Here is a 21,686-nt window from a genome sequence, read left to right on the forward strand (position 1 = left end):
ATGGAAAAACCTAATTTAGAGTATGTTGCTAAGTTAGCAAATGGAGACGAATCTGTAAGTAAAATGCTTATAGATGTTATTAAAACTGAATTTCCTGAAGAGAAAAAAGACTATTATGACAGTTTAAAAAATAAGAATTATAAAAAAATTGAAGAAAATGTTCACAGACTTAAACATAAAATTAGTATTTTAGGACTTGAAAAAAGTTATAAAATAGCTAATGAATTTGAACATAATCTAAGAGAGCTTAGTTTAGATAAGGTTGAAGATTTTGAGAAAATTTTAATAGTTATTTCAGTATACTTGAAAACTATTTAAGATTATGAATTGTATTATTGTAGATGATGAAAAAACAGCAAGAGTTATTATTAAAACCCTTTGCAATCAGATAAACTCTTTAAAAGTTATTGACGAATTTTCTAATGCAATGGATGCAATAAAGTTTTTGAATTCGAATGATATAGACCTTATTTTTCTAGATATTCATATGCCAAGTTTTAATGGTTTAGATTTTATAAAAACGCTTAAAAATCCTCCAAAAATAATTTTAACTACTTCTGATCCTAAATTTGCTATAGAAGCTTTTGAATATGATTTTATTGTAGATTATTTATTGAAACCTGTTGAGTTACCAAGGTTTGAAAAGGCTATTAAGAAAGCTCAAAAACATGAGAGTGAAAAAGTTTCAGAAATAATTTCAGAAAACATAAATGATTTTTATGTAAATATAGATAGGCGACTTATAAAGATTGATTTACCAAGTATTTACCTTATAGAGGCCAAAGGTGATTATATTAATATAAAAACAGAGAATAAAAATTACGTTGTACATTCTACCTTAAAAAGATGAAGAAGAAAGTTACCAGAATCATTATTTCTTAAAATACACCGTTCATATATTATTAATGTTAAAAATTATTGATATTGAAGATAATAGTGTCCTTATAAAAAGAGAAGTTATTCCGGTAAGTCGTTCTAACAGGCCAGAATTAATGAAACGTTTAAATTTATTGTAACATAAACGTTAAAAAATTACAACTCATCTATAAATCAGTTGTTTATAACGAATAAAAGTGTTTTTTTGATAGAGATTTCTTAAATTGATGGTATAAATATAATATCATGAAAAGAAGAACTACTAAATCTACCCCCAATTTACTGTTATTATTACTCTTATTCTGTATAGGACTAAATGCGCAAAATACTCCTTTTAATTGTGTTTATGATGCATACTTATTTCAATATAACGATGTATATTCTATTGATCTAGCTTCAGGTAGCTCATATCTTGTCGCAGAAGACGTTACACCAGGAAGTATAAATGCAGCAGCTTATAACCCTGCAGATGGTTTTATATGGGGCTCGTTAAGTACACCAGAAAAAACAATAGTACGAATTGGTAATGATTTTGCTACAACAAGCTTTTATGTAGATGAATTACCTAGTAATAATAGATATGTTGGAGATATAAGTCCTACAGGTGTTTATTACCTTAAAGGAGGAGGAACAACTTACTATAAAATAGATCTAGATCCGAATTCAGCAACATATAGCCAACATTTAGCAACAGAAAATTTATCTCAAAATTTAAGTATACATGACTGGGCATTTAATGCAGTAGACGGAAATTTATATGCAGTTGAAAAAAGCTCTAATATATTATATCGTATTAACCCAGCAACGAGTATTGTTGAGTCGTTAGGAGAGGTACCAATTTTATCAGGCTTGAATTATACGTACGGAGCTGTTTATTTTGATCTTTCAGGTCGTTTTTATGTATCAGCAAATCAAACAGGTACAATATACGTTATACAAAGTGTTCAAGATTTAAGTCCTTCAGATGATATGGATTCAAACTTATTTGCTTTTGGACCATCGAGTGCGAGTAATGATGGAGCACGTTGTCCTACAGCACCAGTACTTCAAGAGATTTGTGATAACGGAATAGATGATGATGGTGATGGATTAATTGATTGTGAGGATCCTTCATGTTCAGGATATGGAGAATGTGATGTTATTTTACCACCAACTTCAGGAGGAAATGAAGGGGGTTTAGAAAGTAATAGCAGGTTATCAGAGCTCATAAATAAAAGAAATTATAATCGTACAAAAATCAATTATAAATTTGATCGTAGTAAAGCAGCTAGAGTTATAAAAACAAAAGATTACAAAAGAAAAAAAGTAACAGGTTTTGAGTTAAAAGACTTTATACCCTTAGGAATTATAAATGAAGATGTAACAATTGAATCTACGCCTTTAGATTTAGTAGCAATAACAAATGCAACAGCTATTTATGCAGTAGATTATATGAAAAGCGGAACTGCTATAGCGTCAATTATGGCTTTAAAAACAGAAAACGGTGTATATGAACATACTAAATACATATGTGATCGTTTGCTTGGAGCACAATTAATTTCTGTATCAACAATAGAAATAAACGGACAACAGTTCATTAAATCTTTAATTAAAAATGCTGATAATACAGTAGAGTTTGTATTAAGCCTTTCGGCAAAGGTTGTAAACAGCGAAACTAATTTCGAAATAGAAAGTCATTGGAATTTAGATAAGTATGAAACAGATGTTACTTTTTATAATTTTCAAATATGGTCAAACTCTTTAGATGATTTATATTTATTAGGTAAAGAAGTCGTGAGTTTATTAAATATAGAAAAGCCAATTTCAACTTATAAAATTTCAACACCACCTACAGTATTTATAAGAAAAGGGAAGTATAACAATGGCGCATTAGATTTACAAGTGGTAAACACAAATGCAAGTGAAAACGTAAAATTTGATGCAGGTTATAGAATAACAGAAACAAGTGATTTTAAAAACTCAACATCAACAATCGATTTAAGTAAAGAATACATAACAAATTTACAAGTACCAACAGGAAATTTATTTGATATTGGTTTTAGAATTGGTGATGGTATTGCTACTCCAGATGATTTGTTCATGTCAGACGGTCCTTGGGGTGTAGATGACTCTGAAACATCTACATCAGTAATAAGTTATAATATATTACCTAATGACTTTACATTTGAAGATAACGAATTTCCTGTAGAAAGAAATGTTCAACTGTTAGCAACAACAAGTACTTATTTTGCAGCATACAGAGCTTTAACACCTCGTTTTAAACCAGTAGATTTAACAGATTATAATAGTTTTAAATTAAAAGCTAAAGGAACTGGAAGTTTAGAAATTACGTTTGTAAAGAAAAGTATCTCTTCATTTAATAAGCAATACAAATCAACCATCGTATTAAATAATTCTTTAGAGAATTATGTAATATCATTTAAAGATTTTAAATCATCAAATGGAGATGAATTAATATTAGATGATGTAGTAACAATTGTATTTACCATGACATCTAAAGATGGTAGTAATGTAACGAAAGAAATGAACTTGTCTGATATTCGCTTTTCTAAAGAAGAAAAACCATCTGTAGTAATAGTAGGAGATCAAAATAATGTGGTTATAGCTCCAAACCCGATGACGGCACAAACAAGTTTTCATTTTAACGCAAAAGAAGAAGATAATTTAAAGTTTGTTATATATGACCAATTAGGAAAATTAGTATATAAAACAGATTTTAAAGCGAAGACAGGAGAAAATAGAATAATTTTAAATAGACAGTCATTACAAGCAGGGTTATATTTTTGTAAAATAATAAGTGAAAAATTACCTTACAAGAATGTTAAGTTATTGATTCATTAAAAAAGATTCATTACCTAATTACATAAAATATATTTCACTTTTAGAATTGGTTTTCAACTGGTTTTAAAGGTGAAACTTCATTGTTTGATAGGAGTTAATGAGGTTTTTTGAATGAAATGTTTGAGTTATACGTTTAATTTCTGTTTTAATTGATTTTTAGATATTGGTTTATCCTCTTCCATCTTACAAATCGTTTTATGAAAAATACTGTTATTAAATTGAGAACGATTAATTCTAAAACAAAACTCATCAAGATAAGCATGAATATGCCATTTACTTACATGTGTTGGTATTGCTCTAAGCCATGATTTAACTTGCATAATCATAATGTGTAATTACTTAAAATTCTTACCGTTATTACCATGTTTTTGAGTCAACTATCATAAATTTATTTTAATGGTTCGTATCCTCTCCATTTGTCTGTTATTACTTTAGTAGACGTATTTATATGTTCTTCAAATATTGGCGTTAATGACTTAGCAGAATAATCTTCAATAAGACTTTACGTAAACTCTTTTTACTTTGTTGTTATCAGTCAATTCTACTGTTGTCACTGCTTTTCCTTCTTCTTTTCCACCTACAGTAAATTCATCAACATGGATTTTTTTTTTTAAAAGGATATTTTTGGCTACTTTTCATTGATTTACGTACTTTTTGCATAAAATACCACGCTGTACCTACCTTGTCGTATACTAAAACGTTTTCCCATTTGAATACTCAACTTTTGCTACTAATACTCATCTTAAAAGCGACACAAAAGGCTTCTTGTAAACCAAATTTGACTTTATGAAACAGTGTGTTCGCGTTGCACTTTCTACGTGATGACAATTATAGCAATGATAGTTGTAACTTGACTTTTTACATTCTTTTGTATGACCACATTTCATACATTTAAAGCCATCTTGCCATTTTGTTTTTGCCAAATAAGCCCTACAAGCTTCATCATTGGGTAGTTCTTTTATAAAGTTTAATATATCTACCCCCCCTCAAATTGTTTCATAGAATCTATTTTAATGGGATTAACTCAATAAAATGTAATAGGTAAATAATAATTGACGTCCTTTTGTTAAATCAAATATATAAAGCTAAAACTTTATATATACTTATTAGGTTTTAAAAATAAATATTGTTTAAACATAAGATATTTGCATCTCATCTATTTTTAATTACCATATAACTAGTGGTTTAAGTTTGTTTTTAATAAGTGGTTAAATTTATAGTATAAACACTAAACACATATACTATGAAAAAACTACTATTTTTGTTAGTAATAACAACAGCTACGATTTATGCTCAAAATTATCAATATCTTGGGGAGTATACATCAAACGGAACACCTCTTTATTTAGAATCTCCAGGAGATAATATATCGTATCCTACATTAGATATGATTAGTTATTCTCTTCCAGAAAGTTACCCCGTACCAGACTACAATCCGCATTATATATCTTCAGGATATGAGACTAATGTTGTTTTAAGTGAAACAGCAGATGTTTGGGTTACTTTTGTTAGTGAAGGAGCTGGGTATAGAAACTCGTTAGGATTTTACACTTATGATATTAATAATCTACCAGCAACAGTACCAAACGCAGAAGATATTACGATTATATTTCCCAATGCTTCTGCATTAGGAAGTGGAGGAGGACTTCAGGTAGGAGATAAAGTGAAAATAGGAAATTTCCCAGCAGGTACAGGTATTGGGTGGGTATTACTAGCTAATGCGTGGAGTTATAGTCAAGTAAAAGTTTTAAATGGATATTGGCAGTTATATTCAAACCCAGATTATAATCCTGAAGCGGATGGAAATTTAAGACATCATAATGTGTTTCTGAATGACCCAACAAATGAACGTCTTATTCTAGGGTTTGAAGATATTAGACGTGATTATGGTAATTGTGATAATGATTTTAATGATGCAGTTTTTTTTGTAACAGCAAGTTCTTTTTCAGCGTTAACAACTTCAAATTATGCAGACGTATCTAGTGCAACAGATGTAACATCAGCATTCGATGGAGGGTTAGAAAGTAATGGTAAGTTAGCAAATTTAATAGCACAAAGAAATTTCAAACGTAAGAAAAATGGTAACTTATTTAATAAAAAAAGGTTACAGAGAAGGTATAAAAAGAAAGCTACATTATTATCAAAAGGAGTAAATCCATCTAGCATAGAAGCTTTTTTACCAGCTACAGGAATGTACGGTACAGAAAAGGCATTCGTATCTACGCCTGAAGATTTATTAGGTATTACAAATGCAAAGGAAATATTCTCAGTTGATTTATATACCGGAGAAGAGAGAACCTCAGCGGTTTTGGCTACAGCAACAAAAGGAGATGTTTATGATCATTCAAAAGAAATATGCGATCGATTAAATAATTCGGTTTTAGAAGATGTAAGAACAGTAACCGTTAGAGGGCATCAAGTAATAAGTTCTAAAATAAAAAGAGCTACCGGTGAAGTAGAATACACATTAGGTTTTTCGATTAAATTAGGAGCTACAGCAAATGAATTGTATAGTTTTTGGAATATAGAACAATATCCAGGAGGAGATTATTATAATTTTCAGATATGGGGAAGCTCATTCTCTCAGGTTTTTACGATTAGTAATCATATTTTAGATACATTCAAATCAATAAAACCATTAAAAAGCTCAACGTTAGAAGATGTAGTACCATCAGTATTTGTTAGCTCTGGTTACTACAAAAACGGAAACATACATTTAAACATTATTAATAAAACAAAAGCAAGCTCTTTAAATTTTGAAGCTGTTTTAGCCAGAACAGAAGTTTCAGATAGAATAAATATGTCAGAAGTTATTAATTTAACAGGTGCATGGAATGAAACTATAATTATTCCTACAGGTCAATTATTTGATATAGGACTTTCTTTAAGTACAAATACGTCAAAACAACAAGATGCATTGTATTTAGCCGATGGTCCTTGGGGGATTGATTATTTAGAAGAAAATGTACGTGTAAATTCTTTTAGTATTGAAAATAATGATAATGATAAAGATAATGGTGAAGATATTTATCAAATAGAAAGAGAGCCAATAGTAAGTGGTGAAATAAAAGGAACTCTTAATTTATTTAGACACGTATTGGCTGGAGACCAAACATTAGATGTATCAGGTTATGAATCAATTCAGTTTAAAATTCAGAATACAAAACCAGTAGAGGTTATATTAGTTCAAGATGGAATAGCTGATTGGGAGAATCGATTAAGAATAACAATACCAGTAAATGACAATGAAAAATTATACACCATTTCTTTTAATGATTTTCTTGATAAAAATGGAAACCCTGGAGAAATTACAGATATAAAAACAATTGTTTTTTCATTACAAGGAGATTACGCTACCTATGTTCCATTTACAATAGCAGTTAATGATGTATCTTTTGGATTGAAAGCTAATCAGTTTGATGAAAATTTAGTAACAACAAATAAAATTTTAGCAATACCGAATCCAATAAACAGTTCTGGGAATATTTACTTTACAGCAGATCAAAATGAAGAAGTTACATTAATTATATATAATTACTTAGGGCAGTTAGTGTATAAAACTAATTATACAACAGAGATTGGTAGCAATTTAATACCTGTTAGTAGAGAAAATCTAACTTCTGGAATGTATATATGTAAAATAATAAGCAATAATAAAAAGTATAATTCTTTAAAACTACTTATTAATTAACTTAGTAAGTTGAAAGAATAAAAGTAAGAGCAAAAGTTAATTCTTTTGCTCTTACTTTTTAAAGAAAGGTTTTTTAAGAAAATACCATTTAAACTGCAAACCTACTTCTGTAAAAGTAAAGCCATTATTTGAAGCAGTAGCTGTTGCTGAGGCTATATTACTTTGAGTACCATAAATGTTTAATAAACTACGTTCTGAGAATTTATAACCTAATTTAGCTTGTACTCTATAAGTACTTTGTTTTTTACCATCTTCAATATATTGAAAACCAGTTGCAGCAGTTAATTCATAAAACCATTCTTTATTTTTAGCAATAGTTTCATCTTTTATAATATTAAAGAAAACTTCTACTGCGCTAAATTTACTAGGGCTAAAGTAAATTGAAGGAACTTGATTTTTAAAAGATATATTCTGATAGTTAAGCCCTGCTTTTAAAGAAGGCTTCTCTAAAATATTGTAATATAATGAGGTGAAAAGTAAATTTCGAGTATTATTATCGTTTTGAGTAGTGTAGTAATATTGTGTATACCACCCTAATTTAAAATTTGTATTTAAACTATAATTTACTAAAAAATTATTTTGAACAATTTGTCTATCTAACAAGTCAGCATTAAAATTCTGAATTTCTCTTTTATACCCTAATTCTAAGTTTTGAAGTTTAAAAGGTTTTATATTTAAAGATAAATCTGCTAGTAATTCCTTATAGTTTTTCGATTCAGTATTAGAAGCTGTAATACCTAAACTACCTTTAAAAGTTAAATTGTTTAATAGTTGATATGATAATCCTAATAAAAAATTATTAGAGTGTGCATTTACATTAGTAACAGTATTTGCAGTTGTTCTGTAGCTATAATTACCTAATAGTTTGAGCTTTGTTGTAAATGAAAACTCAGAATTAGCAGCGTATAAATATGTTTCGTTATTTCCATTATCAAAAGAATAAGAGCTTTTTACTTTTACAAAAGGAGTGAAACTTCTATCTAATTTTTTGATGAAATTAGTCGCATCTTTTTGATTTTTATAAAAAGACAACGTCTTTTCAGCACTCTTATAAGCATTAACAAAATATCCAGAAGCTTTTAGGGCATTTGCTTTTCCTAAATTCCCATCAAAAGAAGTGCTATCTTTCTTTAAAATTAAATTATAATCAGCGATACTTTTTTTAAAATCACTTTTGTAAATGTTTAAAGTAGCTCTTAATGATAATATCCAACTTTCTGGATTTTTATTGTTTAAAATTAAAGAGTTAATTTCTTTTTTAGCTAACGAGTATTTCTTATTCCAAATTAAAGCTTGTATAAAACGTTCTTTTGTTTGGTTTTTAATATTTGTATTTGTTGTTGCATTTAAAAGGTTAATTGCTTTTTTGCTAATTTCTAATGCTTTTTTATTATCACTATCAAGATGATGGGCTAGAGAAATTCCATTTAAAGAGAGTAATTTGTTTTCAGGGGTTTCACCAATAGTTTTGTACGTTTTTTTAGCTTTATCTATTTGGTTTGAGATTAAGTATAGGTTTGCTAAGTTTAATAAAGTTTCTTTATCGTTTTTAAAGTCCTTAAAATTTTCTTTCAATATTTTTTCAGCTTCAAGATAATTTTGAGCATTGACCTTATTATTAGCTAAACCTAAACGCATGTATTTTTTAGAAATTAGCGCATTTTTATTTTTAGGTAAAACAGTTAAAGCTTTATCAACATAAATAATAGCATTATCATAATCTTTTAGATTCGATAATGTGTTGGCATAGCCTAAAAGAGTAGGAAAACTTTTGTTATTTTCTTCTAGAAGAGCTTTATAATATTTTTTAGCTTTTTTATATTTTTTATACCAAAGTAAAGATTCAGCATAATTTAATTTCACCTCAAAATCTGTAGGAAAATCTTTTAAAAGATTTGTAAATAAAGAAACTGATTTTTTAGCATTCCCTTTTAAACCAACGGCTCTACCGTAACAAAGCCTTGCTGTTTTATTGTTTGGATATGATTTTAAAATAAGCTTAAAAAAGGTTTCAGCTTGTTCGTATTTACCAGTCTCTAAATAGGTAAAACCTTCTTTCATATTCTGAGAATATAGAGAAGCGGTAATAAGAAAGAAAAATAGAAGTATGATATTTTTAATTTTCATTTTCATTTTTTTGTTATATGCAAGTTAAGGAATAGCATCCACACATTGAACGATATAAAATGGTTTTTCATCGATAATCGATACTTTTTTAGGAGTTTAAAGATGATATTTGTAATGTAATTAATCATTAAACTATAAAATTATGGCTTTACAGATCTCACAAAAAAAAGGAAATTTTTATTTAAACGGAAAATTAAATAACACAACCTCTAGATTTTTTATTGTCTATTTTGAACATAATTTACAGCAATGTAAAGATGTAACTATAAATATTGATAATGTAAAAGAAATAAGTAAAGAAGGTTTAGATGCAATAAGTACACTAACAGCTATTGCCTTAAAAAATGATAAGCTATTTTCTGTTACAGGTTATGGATGTAAAGATATTTATGATCATTTTAATGAAATAAATGTAGCATAATGAGTTAAATAAAAATTAAGATATTAATTTTATAAAAGTACATCCTTACAGCTCTTTTAATGAAAAAAATAAGAAAACTTATTTTTCTAGATGTTAGAATATATCCCCATGAAATAAAAAAAATAAAACAGTTATGTTTTATTTTTTTTTTGTTACTTACATTTTGAATTTGATATTCAGTTGTTTATAAACAATTGTTGGTTTAAAAGGTGTGTAATATTATTTGTGTTTTTAGATTGATTAGAAATAAACTATAATAAATCTTGATTTTTGAGCTAATGTATTAAATGAGAAAGAGGTAAGTAGTTAAATACTCATCAATAGATATATAATTTTAAGAAGATTTATGTAATTCTTATTATCTGTTCGAGCATTACTGAAATCAAATGACAATTTGATTGAAAGTAGCAAACGAAGTTTCGAGAACTATTAGCCTGCTAAAAATAGGTTTCGACTGCGCTCAACGAGACATTTTAAAGATATTTCAATTAAAATAGAAGTAACTATCTACTGATCTCTAAAATATAATTAGGTTCTTAATAAGAAATAAACTGAATTAGAAAAAATAATTTTGAAGAGATACGTATATTAAATTAAGAAAAAGATGCCTAAAGTTTTAAAGTATAAAATTTCGTCAGAACAATTGTTTATGATAAGTGTTTTACTAGTAAATGGAGGTAACTATTTATATAATTTATTATTAGGTAGGTTTTTAGGGCCTGAAAAATTTGCTGATGCAGCCATTATGGTCACTTTTTTATTAGTACTTTCTTTTGTTGCAATGACTTTTCAGTTAGTAACAGCAAAATTTTCAGTAATTTTTGAAGGATTAATTTTTGAAAAATTTATATTAAAAGTTTATAAAAATGCTTTTATTACAAGTATATTTTTAGGATTATTAATTATAGTTTTTTCTAAAGAATTACAATATTTTTTTAGAACAACTTCCTATAATATGTTTGTTATATTTGGTTTAGGAGTTCCTCTTTATTTTTTAATGAGTGTAAATAGAGGTATTTTTCAAGGTAAAAAACGGTTAACATCATTATCAATTACTTATCAGTTAGAAATGATAAGTCGTTTATTAATTACTTTCGGGTTATTGTATTTTTTTAATATTGAATCGTCAATATTAATTGCTATAGGAATTTTAGGGTCTTTTGTATTTGGTTTAATACCATTTAGTTTTAAAAGTATTTCTTTTTCTAAAAAAACACCATTAGATAATTCTCAAAAAAAAATGGTTCGTAATTTTTTTATAATTACTGCATTTTATGAATTAACACAAATTATTATAAATAATAGTGATATTTTACTGGTAAAACATTATTTCGAATCTTATGATGCAGGTTTATATGCTTCTTTAGCATTAATTGGTAGAGTTGTTTATTTTATTGCTTGGATGTTTGTAATGTTATTATTACCAACTGTTGTTGAATTAAAAAAAGAAGGAAAACCAACATTACCTATTCTATTAAAATATGTTGGTTATATTTCTATTATTGCAACTTTAATTATAGTTGTGAGCTTTATTTTTCCAGAACAAATTATAACTATTTTGTTTGGTAACGATTACTTTGAAATAGCACCTTTATTATGGAAATATGCTTTGGCCACAGGTGTTTTTGCAATCTCTAATATTTTTGCATATTATTATTTGTCATTAGATAAATATATTCCAGTAATTGTTTCTGGTGTTTTTGGGATGTTACAAATAATTTTAATAATTTTATTCCACAAAACTTTAGAACAAGTAGTACATATGCAAATATTTACTATGATTTTATTATTACTTATTCAATTAAGCTTCTTTTTCTTAAAGGATAATACTATATTAATAAAACAAAATACTTAAATCTTTTTCCCTTCAACTATATGTAGTTGTATTATAAACTATAATTAAAAAAGAATAGCCATGAAATTAGCAATTGTAACAGCATACCCACCAAGCAAAGTAACGTTAAACGAATATGCTTATTATTTAACAAAGCATTTTAGGCAGCATGAAAGAATAACAGAATTAATTTTATTAACTGATGTTACATCAGGGGCAAAGGACATTGAGTTTACAGAAGAGGGGTGTAAAATAACAGTTAAAGAATGTTGGAAATTTAATAGTTATAAAACGATACGATCAGTTAATAAAGCAATAAACCAAACAAAACCAGATGCTGTATTGTTTAATTTACAGTTTATGAAGTTTGGAGACAAAAAAATAGCAGCAGCTTTGGGACTACTATTACCTTTAGTTTGTAAGATAAAAAAAATACCAACGATAGTATTATTGCATAATATTTTAGAGCAAGTAGATTTAAAAAGCGCAGGATTTACAGAAAATAAAGTAGCTCAAAAAATATACAATTTTATAGGTACGACTTTAACAAAGTTAATTTTAAAAGCAGATTTAGTTGCTGTAACAATGCATAAATATGTTACAACATTAGAAAATAAATATAAAGTTAGTAATATAAAAATGATTCCGCATGGAACGTTTGAGATTCCGGATAAACCTGAAGAAGATTTACCTGAGGGACCTTTAAAAATTATGACATTTGGTAAGTTTGGTACCTATAAAAAGGTAGAAAATATGATTGAAGCTGTCGTGGAAATTAGAAAAAAAACAGGGTTAGATTTAGAAATTGTAATAGCAGGTACTGATAACCCAAATGTAAAGGGCTATTTAGCAGAAGTAGCAGAAAAATATAAACAGATACCACAATTAACATTTACAGGGTATGTTGAAGAAAGTGATGTTGCAAGAATTTTTAATGAAAGCGCAGTCGTTGTTTTTCCTTATACATCAACAACAGGTAGTTCAGGAGTTTTACACCAAGCAGGTAGCTATGCAAAAGCTGTTGTTATGCCAAATTTAGGAGATTTAAAAACTTTAATAGAAGATGAAGGGTATAAAGGAGAGTATTTTGAACCGACAAGTATAACAAGTTTAGCAAGTGCTATTGAAAAAATAGTAACAAATAATAGTCATAGAAAGTATTTAGAAGATGCTAATTATAAAGCGGCAACGGCATACCCAATGAAAAAAATAACAAAAATTTATATAGATGAGTTTGAAAAAATTATAAATAAAAAGGTTAAAGTATAGATATAAACTATTTAGAACCTGAAATATATTTAAAAGCAGCTTTTTTCTTACCAGATTTAGTAATAAAACCAAACTTTCTTTGAGGGTTTTTTCTCCAAGGAAGACTACCTACAACACTTTTAGGAATTTTTTCAAAATCATATAAAGTCCAAGACATAAATTGTAAATTATTCAATTCAATAAGTTCTTGGGCTTTTTTATGGTAATTAGCTTGATCTTTTTTAGAGCTTCCAAAGGGTTTCCAAAAACCATTATAAGAAGAAATTCCAAACTCTTGCATAACTAAAGGTTTATTCGGAATTTTATTTCTTAGTTCTTGTATAGAAGTTGATAGGTTTTCTAAACTTTCATAATAATGAAAAGAAATAAAATCAACTTTTTCTTTTAAAATAACAGCACTTTTAGTGTTAGACCAACCAATAGTAACAGGGTGTTTAGTATCTATTGATTTTACTAAGTTAATCATATTATTTAACCAAGCTATTACAATTTCTTTTCCCCTTGTTTTAAAATCTAAATTAGGTTCGTTTTTAATATCCCAAGCAAGTAAAGCATCGTGGTCTTTTACAGCTTTAATAATAGTCGTCGCATGTTGTTGGTTTAAAGTCCAATCTAGTACAAAATAATTACCATAAAAATCAAAGAGTGTTAATACAACCTTTAAGTTATTAGCTTTTGCAAGGTCTAAAGTTTGTATTAGTTTGGTTAGTTTATCATTTTTAACAGTTGCTTTTCCAAAATCTTCATACTGTATAAAAATACGTACCGAATTTAAACCAGCTTCTTTAATTATTTTAAAATCATTGTTAATAGTCTCTTTATTAAAAGTGTTACCAAACATATTCCAAGGAGTATTTTTGGGGTAATAATTAATACCTTTTATATGTAAACTATCTGTTGGGGTAGCTTTATTTTTAAGAATGTGATTTTCACTATTCTCTTTAACTAAGTGCCGAATACGCCAAAAACCGTCTTCTAATAAAAAAATAATTTTGTAAGTCGATTTTTCAGAAGTATCTAAAATGAGTTGCTTGTTTTTTAAAACACGTTTGTATTCAATAACATCCGTATCTGTAACTACTATTAACTGTCCATCTTCACTAAAAAAATCTAAAGTAAGTTGATGCTGTAAAGTTGTAGCATCAATAACTGTTTTTTGTTCTTTGTTGTTTTTAATAATCTTATATATATTTTCACGTGCATGATCTGTATAATAATCTTCAATACCAATAGTTGTATTCGTTTTATAAGCAATATGCTTTACATACCAAGCGTTTAAATAATCTCGTTCTAGATTTTTCAAATTTTCCATATCCATTTCTCTACCTTCATTTTGTAAAGGAGCCCATGTGATTTTAGGAGTGTATTGAACTTCTTTTTTAATTTCGGTATGCAACATCATACTTCTGTCTGCTCCTGTATTTAAATAACTAAAAAGTGCGCTGACACCAGCAATAATGAAAGCTGTAATCATAATGTATGATGTTATTAAAATGACACGAATGATGTTTCTATTAAGACCTACCATAGCGTTATTGTTTTAAATTCTTTTTCTAATCCTGCAGTTGTAATTTTTATAGTATAGCTTCTTTTCTTATAAACAGCCGTATTCAAGTTAAAATTTACAAAGCCGTTATACGAAGTTTTTATTTCAGAATTTATAAGCACATTGTTTTTATAAACAAAAAGGCGCACTACCAATCCATCAGGAATCATCTGTTGCATAAAACTTTGTAAAGGGCCTATTGTAATAATTCTGTTATTTTTAGAGAAATCAACTTTAAAATCGTTTAAAACTTGTTGATAGTTTACACTAATCGTATTACTTTCAGCCATACCTTCTACATAGGCTTTAATACTCCAGGTAGTTTTATAATCAGGATGAATCATTTTTGCAGCAGCAATACCTTTAATGGTAGTTCCAGATGTTTTTAAAGTATTACCTTTTTTATTTTTGATAAAAAAATTAACAAAGGTACCATCGCTTACAATGTTATTATAGGCGTCTTTAATAATAGAAGAATAAAAAGTAGTGATTTGATTTCCATCAGCATACGAATGGTGCCTTGCTGCTGAAATCGTGAAATTAGTAGGGTTTGTAGGGTATACAATTATTGTAAACTCTTTAGAATTTTCAGCTAAACATTCAGAAGAAGCCAAAATACGTCCACTTTTTAATGGAGAATACAAGTTTTTATAAGCAATTAAGTTTTTAATATAGATAGCGTCCTTTTTTTCTTGACGTAAAAATTGGTGTTTAGTTGTGACTAGGGTTTTTTCTGCTAACGGATTGTCTAATGAATCTGTAGGAATAATAATATGCATACTATAATCTTTTCTACCAGCTTCAATACTTGGTGGGCCAATATAAGTTTCCATAGTTGCTACCTTTTGTATGGGGTGAATAGTCAATTTACCTATAAGAGAAGTTTTGTTTAATTTCCAATGAATAATACCTCTTTTTTTACAGATAATTTTAGGTAGTTTATAGGATAGGATGTTATTTTTTAAACGAGGTTTAACAAGTGTTGTACCATAACTATTTGTGCAATACAAAAATGGTTGAGCACTATTAGAGGTTGAGAATTTTAAGACAATATCATTTCCTGCTTCAAAATTTGTAGCACTAGTGAGTAGTTCTATTACTGATGAAGTTTCTGTTTTTTGTACGATAGAAAAGGATGATAAAAGTACCAATCCTATAAAAAAAAGATATGTGTATTTAAGTTTCATTAATTCGGATTGCCAATATATGTGTTCATTTCAATATTTATATATTTAAAATACGGATGTTGTATCGTTTGTAATTCTTTAGATGAGTGTTTTTTTATTCTTTTACCTGCAATTTTTCGGGCTATTATTTTATTAGGTAAACCGTTTACAAAAACATTTTTCATATATGTATAAATGGTTTTTATAGAATCGCATGCTAATACTTTGTATTCAAAGGGGTGTTTGCGTTGTTGACGAATGCCTTCTTTAACAAATAGATGGTCTACCCAAAGTAAGTCTTTATTTTCAGAATAATAACTAACTAAAAGTTGTGGTACCGTAATTTCTTGTAAACCGCTGTTAAAAATACTTCCTGTAATGGTTTTTGGCTGTATTTCAATATCGCTTAAAACAATATTTTTGTATAAATCAGACCCAGAAACATTTCCTGCAATATGTAAATTGAATTTGGTAGGTTGTTCTTCAAAAGCAACTGGCGTAAACTCATCAGGATTAAATATTTTTGGAATCGAATCTTTGGTGTTAGACCAAGCGATACCTTCAAAATTAATTTTAAAAGAACTGGTTTCTTTAGGCATTAATTTATGTTTTACATGGTATTTAGCATCATAGGTTGCTAGTTGTTTATTCGCATCATTATACAAAGTTCCTTTTAATACAATATCAGCTGGAACATTATCTATATTTTGGAGCTCACCTATAATCGCATAATGCTGTTTAAATTTCACCAGTTTAGCAGAGAGTACTTCTAATACAGGTTGTTTTAGTACATCTTCATGTAGTGTCTGTTCGGTAGTAATACGTCTTCTTCCTTGGTTAAAATAGCTAGTACTATTATTAGAATACAATTGGTCGGGGGGTAAATCGTTGTTTAATTCTTGAGGCTGTATATACCATTTTCCTTTTTGTTTGATGAGCGATTTATATTCCTCTTTGCTAATTTTTTCTAGCGGAGTAATCCAATCTGTAGCTATTTTAACAATAGCAGAACTGTCTGTTTTATGAAGTGTTGTAGTGGTAATCGCATTTAGTTTTGCATAACTACTTAATAAACCATCGGTAACAGAAGTTTCGAGCATAAATTGCGCAATGGTTACATTACTCTTCGGATCTATTATGCTATAAGCTTTTTCAAATTCTTTAAAATCTAACGCATCATAATAGGCAATAATTGCGTTTTCAGGATTTCGGTGTACATCATTCTTAATATAGAAATAATAAAAACCATAGCTTAAAATAATGGCTAAAAAAACAGACCAAATATGTGTGAATTTTAAAAGACCTTTCGAGAAATTAGTATACTTATTCTGAAACTTTAAAAACTCAAGATATTTTCTAGGTTTTGATTTTAAGGTGTTTACCCATAACATTTGTATGTTTAGGATAAAAGCAATAAGCACAGTTATAAAAGGCATTAGTCCCCAAATAATTTTTTGCCATTTACTTACGTCTTCTTTTGGTAAAATAGAAGAAAGTGGAGGGATGTCTAAACGTTCCCAAACCATAATACCGTTTTCTAACTGTCGTAATCGCTGCCAGCCACAAAAATAAAGGGCGGGATCGTAAAATTTGTCGTTAGAAAAAATATACTTTAAATTATATTTTGCAGGGGTGGTTAAAAATTGCTGTAAAGAGCCAATACCTGCGACTCCTTTAAATTTTGAATTCTCTAAACGCTCAATAGGTCGTGTAGTTAGCTCAGGTAGTCGTCTTGCAGAATGATAATTCCCGTCTACAGATAATCCGTTTGTTAAGGAACTTAACCAAGCCATTTGGTCACCAAATCCTAAAGTTAAAAAGCGCCATTGATCATGATCATCTTGGTTTAAAAAATTAACAATAGGTAACATTTTTATTTTCTGAGGTTGTGATGGTCTAAAATGGCCTAAACTCATGGTGAAAATAGTCATGAATACAAATAAGCATGCCAAAATTCCACCAATAATACGATGATATATTGCACCAAATTTAGCCTGAATTAATGTTTTTAAATCACCGTTTACAAACCGAAAAGTAAATTCACCTAATAAAGGCAGTGCCATTATAGATGCCCATAAAGTAAAACGATCTAATGTTAAAATATTAAAAGCTGTTTCTCCTAAAACCATTCTTGGAATAGGGGTCGTACCACCGGTACCTAAAACAACACAGATAGTAAATGAAAGACCAAAAAATAAGTATCGTTTACTATAATATCTGTAAAAAAAATAAGGTAAAAGAATTAATAGTATTCCCCAAGGAATTACAAAAAACACCAATCCAGAGGAGGTGATTTCTAAAAAATTATCACGTGACCCATGCGGAATAGGAACCTGGGTAATTGGATTCTTTTTAGAATTGATCCAATAGGGTAGTAAACAACCAATAATAATTACTAAAGATAAACCTCCAAAAGCAATCATACGCTTAAAAAGCTTTGTGAAATATTTTAAGAACACTTTAAAATTTACTGCTTCCATGGTTTTTACTTCTTCTTTAGAAGCGTCCATAATAACTAAACCTATCAATGGAAAAATAAAAAAAATCATTCCAAATATAGGAGTTACATGGTGTGAGGTAACCGTTACCGAAATTAAAGAAAGTGACGTTGCTAAATACCAGTATTTACCTGTTTTTAACCATAAATAGACTTCGGGTAAGGCATGCATTAAGACGGAAATTCCGATAATACTTGGTAATTGCCCGTAAATATGCAAGGTTTCTATAAAAGAGGAAGAAAATACAGCTAATATAGCTGCATACCCTGCCGATTGTTTATGAGAGGTAATTAATAAAGAAAATCGATATACACCTGTAATAAACAAAACAATAGCAATAAGTGCTACTGAGAACATTCCAAACTTTAAACCACCAATAAATGATAAAGCGGCAATAGATTGATGTACTAAAGGAGGGTAACTCATAACGGTAAACCCTGTGTACCATTTATAATTCCAGGGTTCAAACCAACTGTTAGCGTAATGATCTGCAAAAAATAAATGAATTAATGCATCATAGGTGGTTTCTAAAGTAAAGAAGATAGAAGTACCATGAAATGCAAGCCCTAATAGCAAAGCGGTAATTAAATACTTATTAGAAGTTTCTTTCAAAAGGCTTTTTTTATTTAAATAAATTGTCTTAGATATAAGCTGTTTTTTTTGACTTATAGTTTTTACTAAAATTTAATAATTTTTAGTAAATAATTGTTTGTTAATTATTTCAAATGGTTCTTATTAGTAAATATATAATTTTTTAATTAAAGTATAACATACATTAAACAGAAGCAAATTACCATTCATCTATAGTAAATTATAATTATAGTAAATTATATTAATAAATGTATAAAATACGCTATATTAGTACATTACCAACAGTTATATAAACTTAACTATGAAAATATTAGCTATAGATGACCAAAAATTAGTATTAATTCCTTTAGAAAGTCGATTAAAAAAATTAGGATATGAAGTTATTACAGAATCTAATGCGTTAAGAGGAATTGAATTATATGATTCTTTTGAGCCAGATTTAGTAATTGTAGATTTAAATATGCCTTTAGTTTCTGGAATGGAGGTTGTAAAGCATATTAGAGATTTTAAAAAATCTTCTACACCTATTATGATTTTGTCAGGTAATACTGATGATCAAATGATAACAAAAGGTTTTGATTTAGGGGTAAATGACTATATGAAAAAACCTTTAAGTTTATCTGAAGTCTGTGCTAGAGTAAAAAGATTAATAGGGATACCAGAAACAACAAATAAAGATATAAAATATAATAGTGTAATTATACAACAACGATGTGTTGGGGTAGTAATACCTTGTTATAACGAAGAAAAAAGATTACTAAGTAAAGAGTTTATAGATTTTATAGGTAAAAATTCAGGGTATCATTTATGTTTTGTAAATGATGGTAGTAAAGATAAAACATTAGAGGTTTTAAATAGCTTAAGAAAAGGAAAAGAAGATTTTATTACGGTGTATAACTGTGAAAAAAACGGAGGGAAGGCAGAAGCAGTAAGACAAGGAATGCTATATATGGCTAAGCAAGAAGATTTAGATTATATAGGTTTTTTAGATGCAGATTTATCTACAGATTTAACAGATTTTGATGATTTAGTTTCAACTATCGAAAGCTCTAAGTATAAAATAGTAAGTGGCTCTAGAATGAGTAGAATGGGAGCAAACATTACAAAAGAATCTGCAAGGAAGATAATCAGCTTAACAATAAACTATGTCATTAGAAAAATTCTTTCAATGGACTTTAACGACACACAATGTGGAGCAAAAATTTTTAAGAAAGATGTTATCGAAATTTCATTCGGTAAAAAGTTTATAACACAATGGATTTTTGATGTAGAAATTTTTAGAAGAATTACACTTCATTTTGGATTAAAAAAAGCAAAAGAAATATTGTGTGAACAACCACTTAAAAGATGGGTGCATGCAGATGGATCTAAATTATCAATGAGAGATTCTGTGAAAATTATTGGGCAGTTAGGTCAAATAGCTTGGTATTATAATAGTAAAAGAAGAAGAAATTCAAAATATAAAATTCAATAAAGAAAACCAATCTTTACTTCAAAGTATAGTATGAAAAAAGAATAAAAGATTTGTAAAAATAAGATTTGTAACTACGTCTCTTGAAATTACAATAATATAAAAATACTATGATAATTTTAAAAAAAACTATTAAGAAAATTTTCTTAATTGAAGGAAAAATACAAAACTATGATTGGGGAGGGAGAAAATTTATATCAAATTTACTTCGTAGAAATAAAAAGGTTGCCATTTGCGCAGAATATTGGTTAGGAGCACACTTAAAAGCTCCTTCGATTATAAAAACAAAAAGAGGTAATTTTACTTTAGATTTCTTTTTACGACAAAAACCAATTGAAACTTTAGGGGTAAGAGTTGCGAATACTTTTGGTAAACTACCCTATTTATTTAAAGTTTTAGATGTAAACAAAATGTTATCAATACAAGTACATCCAACAAAAGAAGCGGCAGAAATTGGGTTTGAACTTGAAAATAAAAAAGGGATTGCCTTAACAGCAAAAAATAGAAACTATAAAGATAAAAATCATAAGCCAGAGATAATGGTAGCTTTAGGTGATTTTTGGTTGCTACATGGTTTTTTAAAAAAAAAACAGCTACTAGAAAACTTAAAAAAAACGAATGAATTAAACTTTTTATTAGATACTTTTAAAGAGGGGAATTATTTCGAATTGTATAAAAAGGTTATGGAATTTCCGCAGAAAGAAGTAAATACCATTTTAAAACCGTTGGCAGAAAAAATTTTACCAAAGTTTTTAAATAACGAACTAGATAAATCATCTCCTGAATATTGGTCGGCGAAAGTATTGAATAATAAAAAGTCTAAAGATATTGATAGGGGCATATTTTCTATCTATTTTTTTAATATAGTAAGCTTATCTAAAGGAGAAGCAATTTTTCAGGATGCAGGAGTTCCGCATTCTTATTTAGAGGGAAGAAACATTGAGTTAATGGCTAATTCAGATAATGTATTAAGAGGTGGTTTAACAACGAAGCATATTGATGTTAAAGAACTTTTAAAAAACACAAAATTTGAAGAGACCATACCAAATATTTTATATGGTCTTGAAGATCCGAGTAATTGTGAATTGGTTTATAGAACAAAAGTGAAGGATTTTAAATTAAGTAAAATCCAATCAGAAACACCTTTAAATTATAAGTCTAAATCAAAATCAGTAGAAATACTAATTATTTTAGAAGGTTCGGTTACTGTTATACAAAAAGGGAATCGTATTAATATAGAAAAGGGACAATCAGTTTTAATAAAAGCAAATGCTAATTACACAATAGTATCTACTAAAGGAGTCGAGATATATAAAGCAAGTGTGCCAGAACTAAAATAGTTTTAGTGTTCTTTA

The 21,686-nt window shown here is 28.1% G+C and carries 12 protein-coding genes and 2 pseudogenes; 9 read left to right on the forward strand and 5 right to left on the reverse strand.

From position 1 onward, the window contains the following. The 3 genes and pseudogenes from CXF68_RS12975 (at nt 1) to CXF68_RS12985 (ending at nt 3,717) form a co-directional block, all read left to right on the forward strand. Nucleotides 1-318, forward strand: a complete 318-nt coding sequence (locus tag CXF68_RS12975) for a histidine kinase (protein ID WP_101045291.1) — start codon at nt 1-3, stop codon at nt 316-318. Nucleotides 319-322: 4 nt separating this feature from the next. Next, nucleotides 323-1,016: pseudogene (locus CXF68_RS12980) on the forward strand (LytR/AlgR family response regulator transcription factor). A 106-nt stretch (nt 1,017-1,122) separates the two neighbouring features. Further along, entirely contained in the window at nt 1,123-3,717 is a 2,595-nt protein-coding gene (locus CXF68_RS12985) for a T9SS type A sorting domain-containing protein (protein WP_101045292.1), read from the forward strand. Between the two features lie 125 nt (nt 3,718-3,842). On the opposite strand, the pseudogene CXF68_RS12990 reads toward CXF68_RS12985, so the two are convergent. After that, nucleotides 3,843-4,691: pseudogene (locus CXF68_RS12990) on the reverse strand (IS1595 family transposase). A gap of 269 nt (nt 4,692-4,960) precedes the next feature. Between CXF68_RS12990 and CXF68_RS12995 the strand changes: the two are divergent. Next, nucleotides 4,961-7,408, forward strand: coding sequence for a DUF4114 domain-containing protein (locus tag CXF68_RS12995; protein WP_101045293.1), 2,448 nt, complete (start codon nt 4,961-4,963; stop codon nt 7,406-7,408). Between the two features lie 51 nt (nt 7,409-7,459). Here CXF68_RS12995 and CXF68_RS13000 read toward each other — a convergent pair whose 3' ends face one another. Continuing rightward, nucleotides 7,460-9,535, reverse strand: a complete 2,076-nt coding sequence (locus CXF68_RS13000) for a tetratricopeptide repeat protein (RefSeq protein WP_101045294.1) — start codon at nt 9,533-9,535, stop codon at nt 7,460-7,462. A gap of 142 nt (nt 9,536-9,677) precedes the next feature. On the opposite strand from CXF68_RS13000, the gene CXF68_RS13005 reads away from it, so the two are divergent. The 3 genes from CXF68_RS13005 to CXF68_RS13015 all read left to right on the forward strand — a co-directional run bounded on the left by CXF68_RS13005 (nt 9,678) and on the right by CXF68_RS13015 (nt 13,059). Next, nucleotides 9,678-9,956 (forward strand): hypothetical protein, encoded by a 279-nt coding sequence (locus CXF68_RS13005; protein ID WP_101045295.1) that lies wholly within the window; start codon nt 9,678-9,680, stop codon nt 9,954-9,956. Nucleotides 9,957-10,560: 604 nt separating this feature from the next. Further along, entirely contained in the window at nt 10,561-11,811 is a 1,251-nt protein-coding gene (locus CXF68_RS13010; RefSeq protein WP_101045297.1) for an oligosaccharide flippase family protein, read from the forward strand. A 60-nt stretch (nt 11,812-11,871) separates the two neighbouring features. Further along, complete coding sequence (locus tag CXF68_RS13015) at nt 11,872-13,059, forward strand: glycosyltransferase (RefSeq protein WP_101045299.1); 1,188 nt, start codon at nt 11,872-11,874, stop codon at nt 13,057-13,059. A 7-nt stretch (nt 13,060-13,066) separates the two neighbouring features. Here CXF68_RS13015 and CXF68_RS13020 read toward each other — a convergent pair whose 3' ends face one another. From CXF68_RS13020 to CXF68_RS13030, 3 genes are read right to left on the reverse strand one after another with little or no spacing between them, the layout of a single operon-like run. After that, nucleotides 13,067-14,587 (reverse strand): glycoside hydrolase family 2 TIM barrel-domain containing protein, encoded by a 1,521-nt coding sequence (locus CXF68_RS13020; RefSeq protein WP_101045301.1) that lies wholly within the window; start codon nt 14,585-14,587, stop codon nt 13,067-13,069. Beyond that, a complete protein-coding gene (locus CXF68_RS13025) occupies nt 14,581-15,792 on the reverse strand; it encodes a hypothetical protein (RefSeq protein WP_101045302.1) in 1,212 nt (403 codons plus the stop codon). Before CXF68_RS13025 ends, CXF68_RS13020 begins: the two co-directional genes overlap by 7 nt. Further along, nucleotides 15,792-18,881: a hypothetical protein gene (locus CXF68_RS13030; RefSeq protein ID WP_101045303.1), complete on the reverse strand. Its 3,090-nt coding sequence runs from the start codon at nt 18,879-18,881 to the stop codon at nt 15,792-15,794. Before CXF68_RS13030 ends, CXF68_RS13025 begins: the two co-directional genes overlap by 1 nt. 280 nt (nt 18,882-19,161) lie before the next feature. Here CXF68_RS13030 and CXF68_RS13035 point away from each other — a divergent pair, with 280 nt between their 5' ends. Both CXF68_RS13035 and manA read left to right on the forward strand, forming a co-directional pair. Further along, complete coding sequence (locus CXF68_RS13035) at nt 19,162-20,334, forward strand: response regulator (protein WP_101045304.1); 1,173 nt, start codon at nt 19,162-19,164, stop codon at nt 20,332-20,334. Between the two features lie 107 nt (nt 20,335-20,441). After that, nucleotides 20,442-21,671, forward strand: coding sequence for a mannose-6-phosphate isomerase, class I (gene manA, locus CXF68_RS13040; RefSeq protein ID WP_232771657.1), 1,230 nt, complete (start codon nt 20,442-20,444; stop codon nt 21,669-21,671). Nucleotides 21,672-21,686: the final 15 nt, after the last annotated feature.

The organism is Tenacibaculum sp. Bg11-29 (assembly GCF_002836595.1).
Lineage (GTDB): Bacteria > Bacteroidota > Bacteroidia > Flavobacteriales > Flavobacteriaceae > Polaribacter.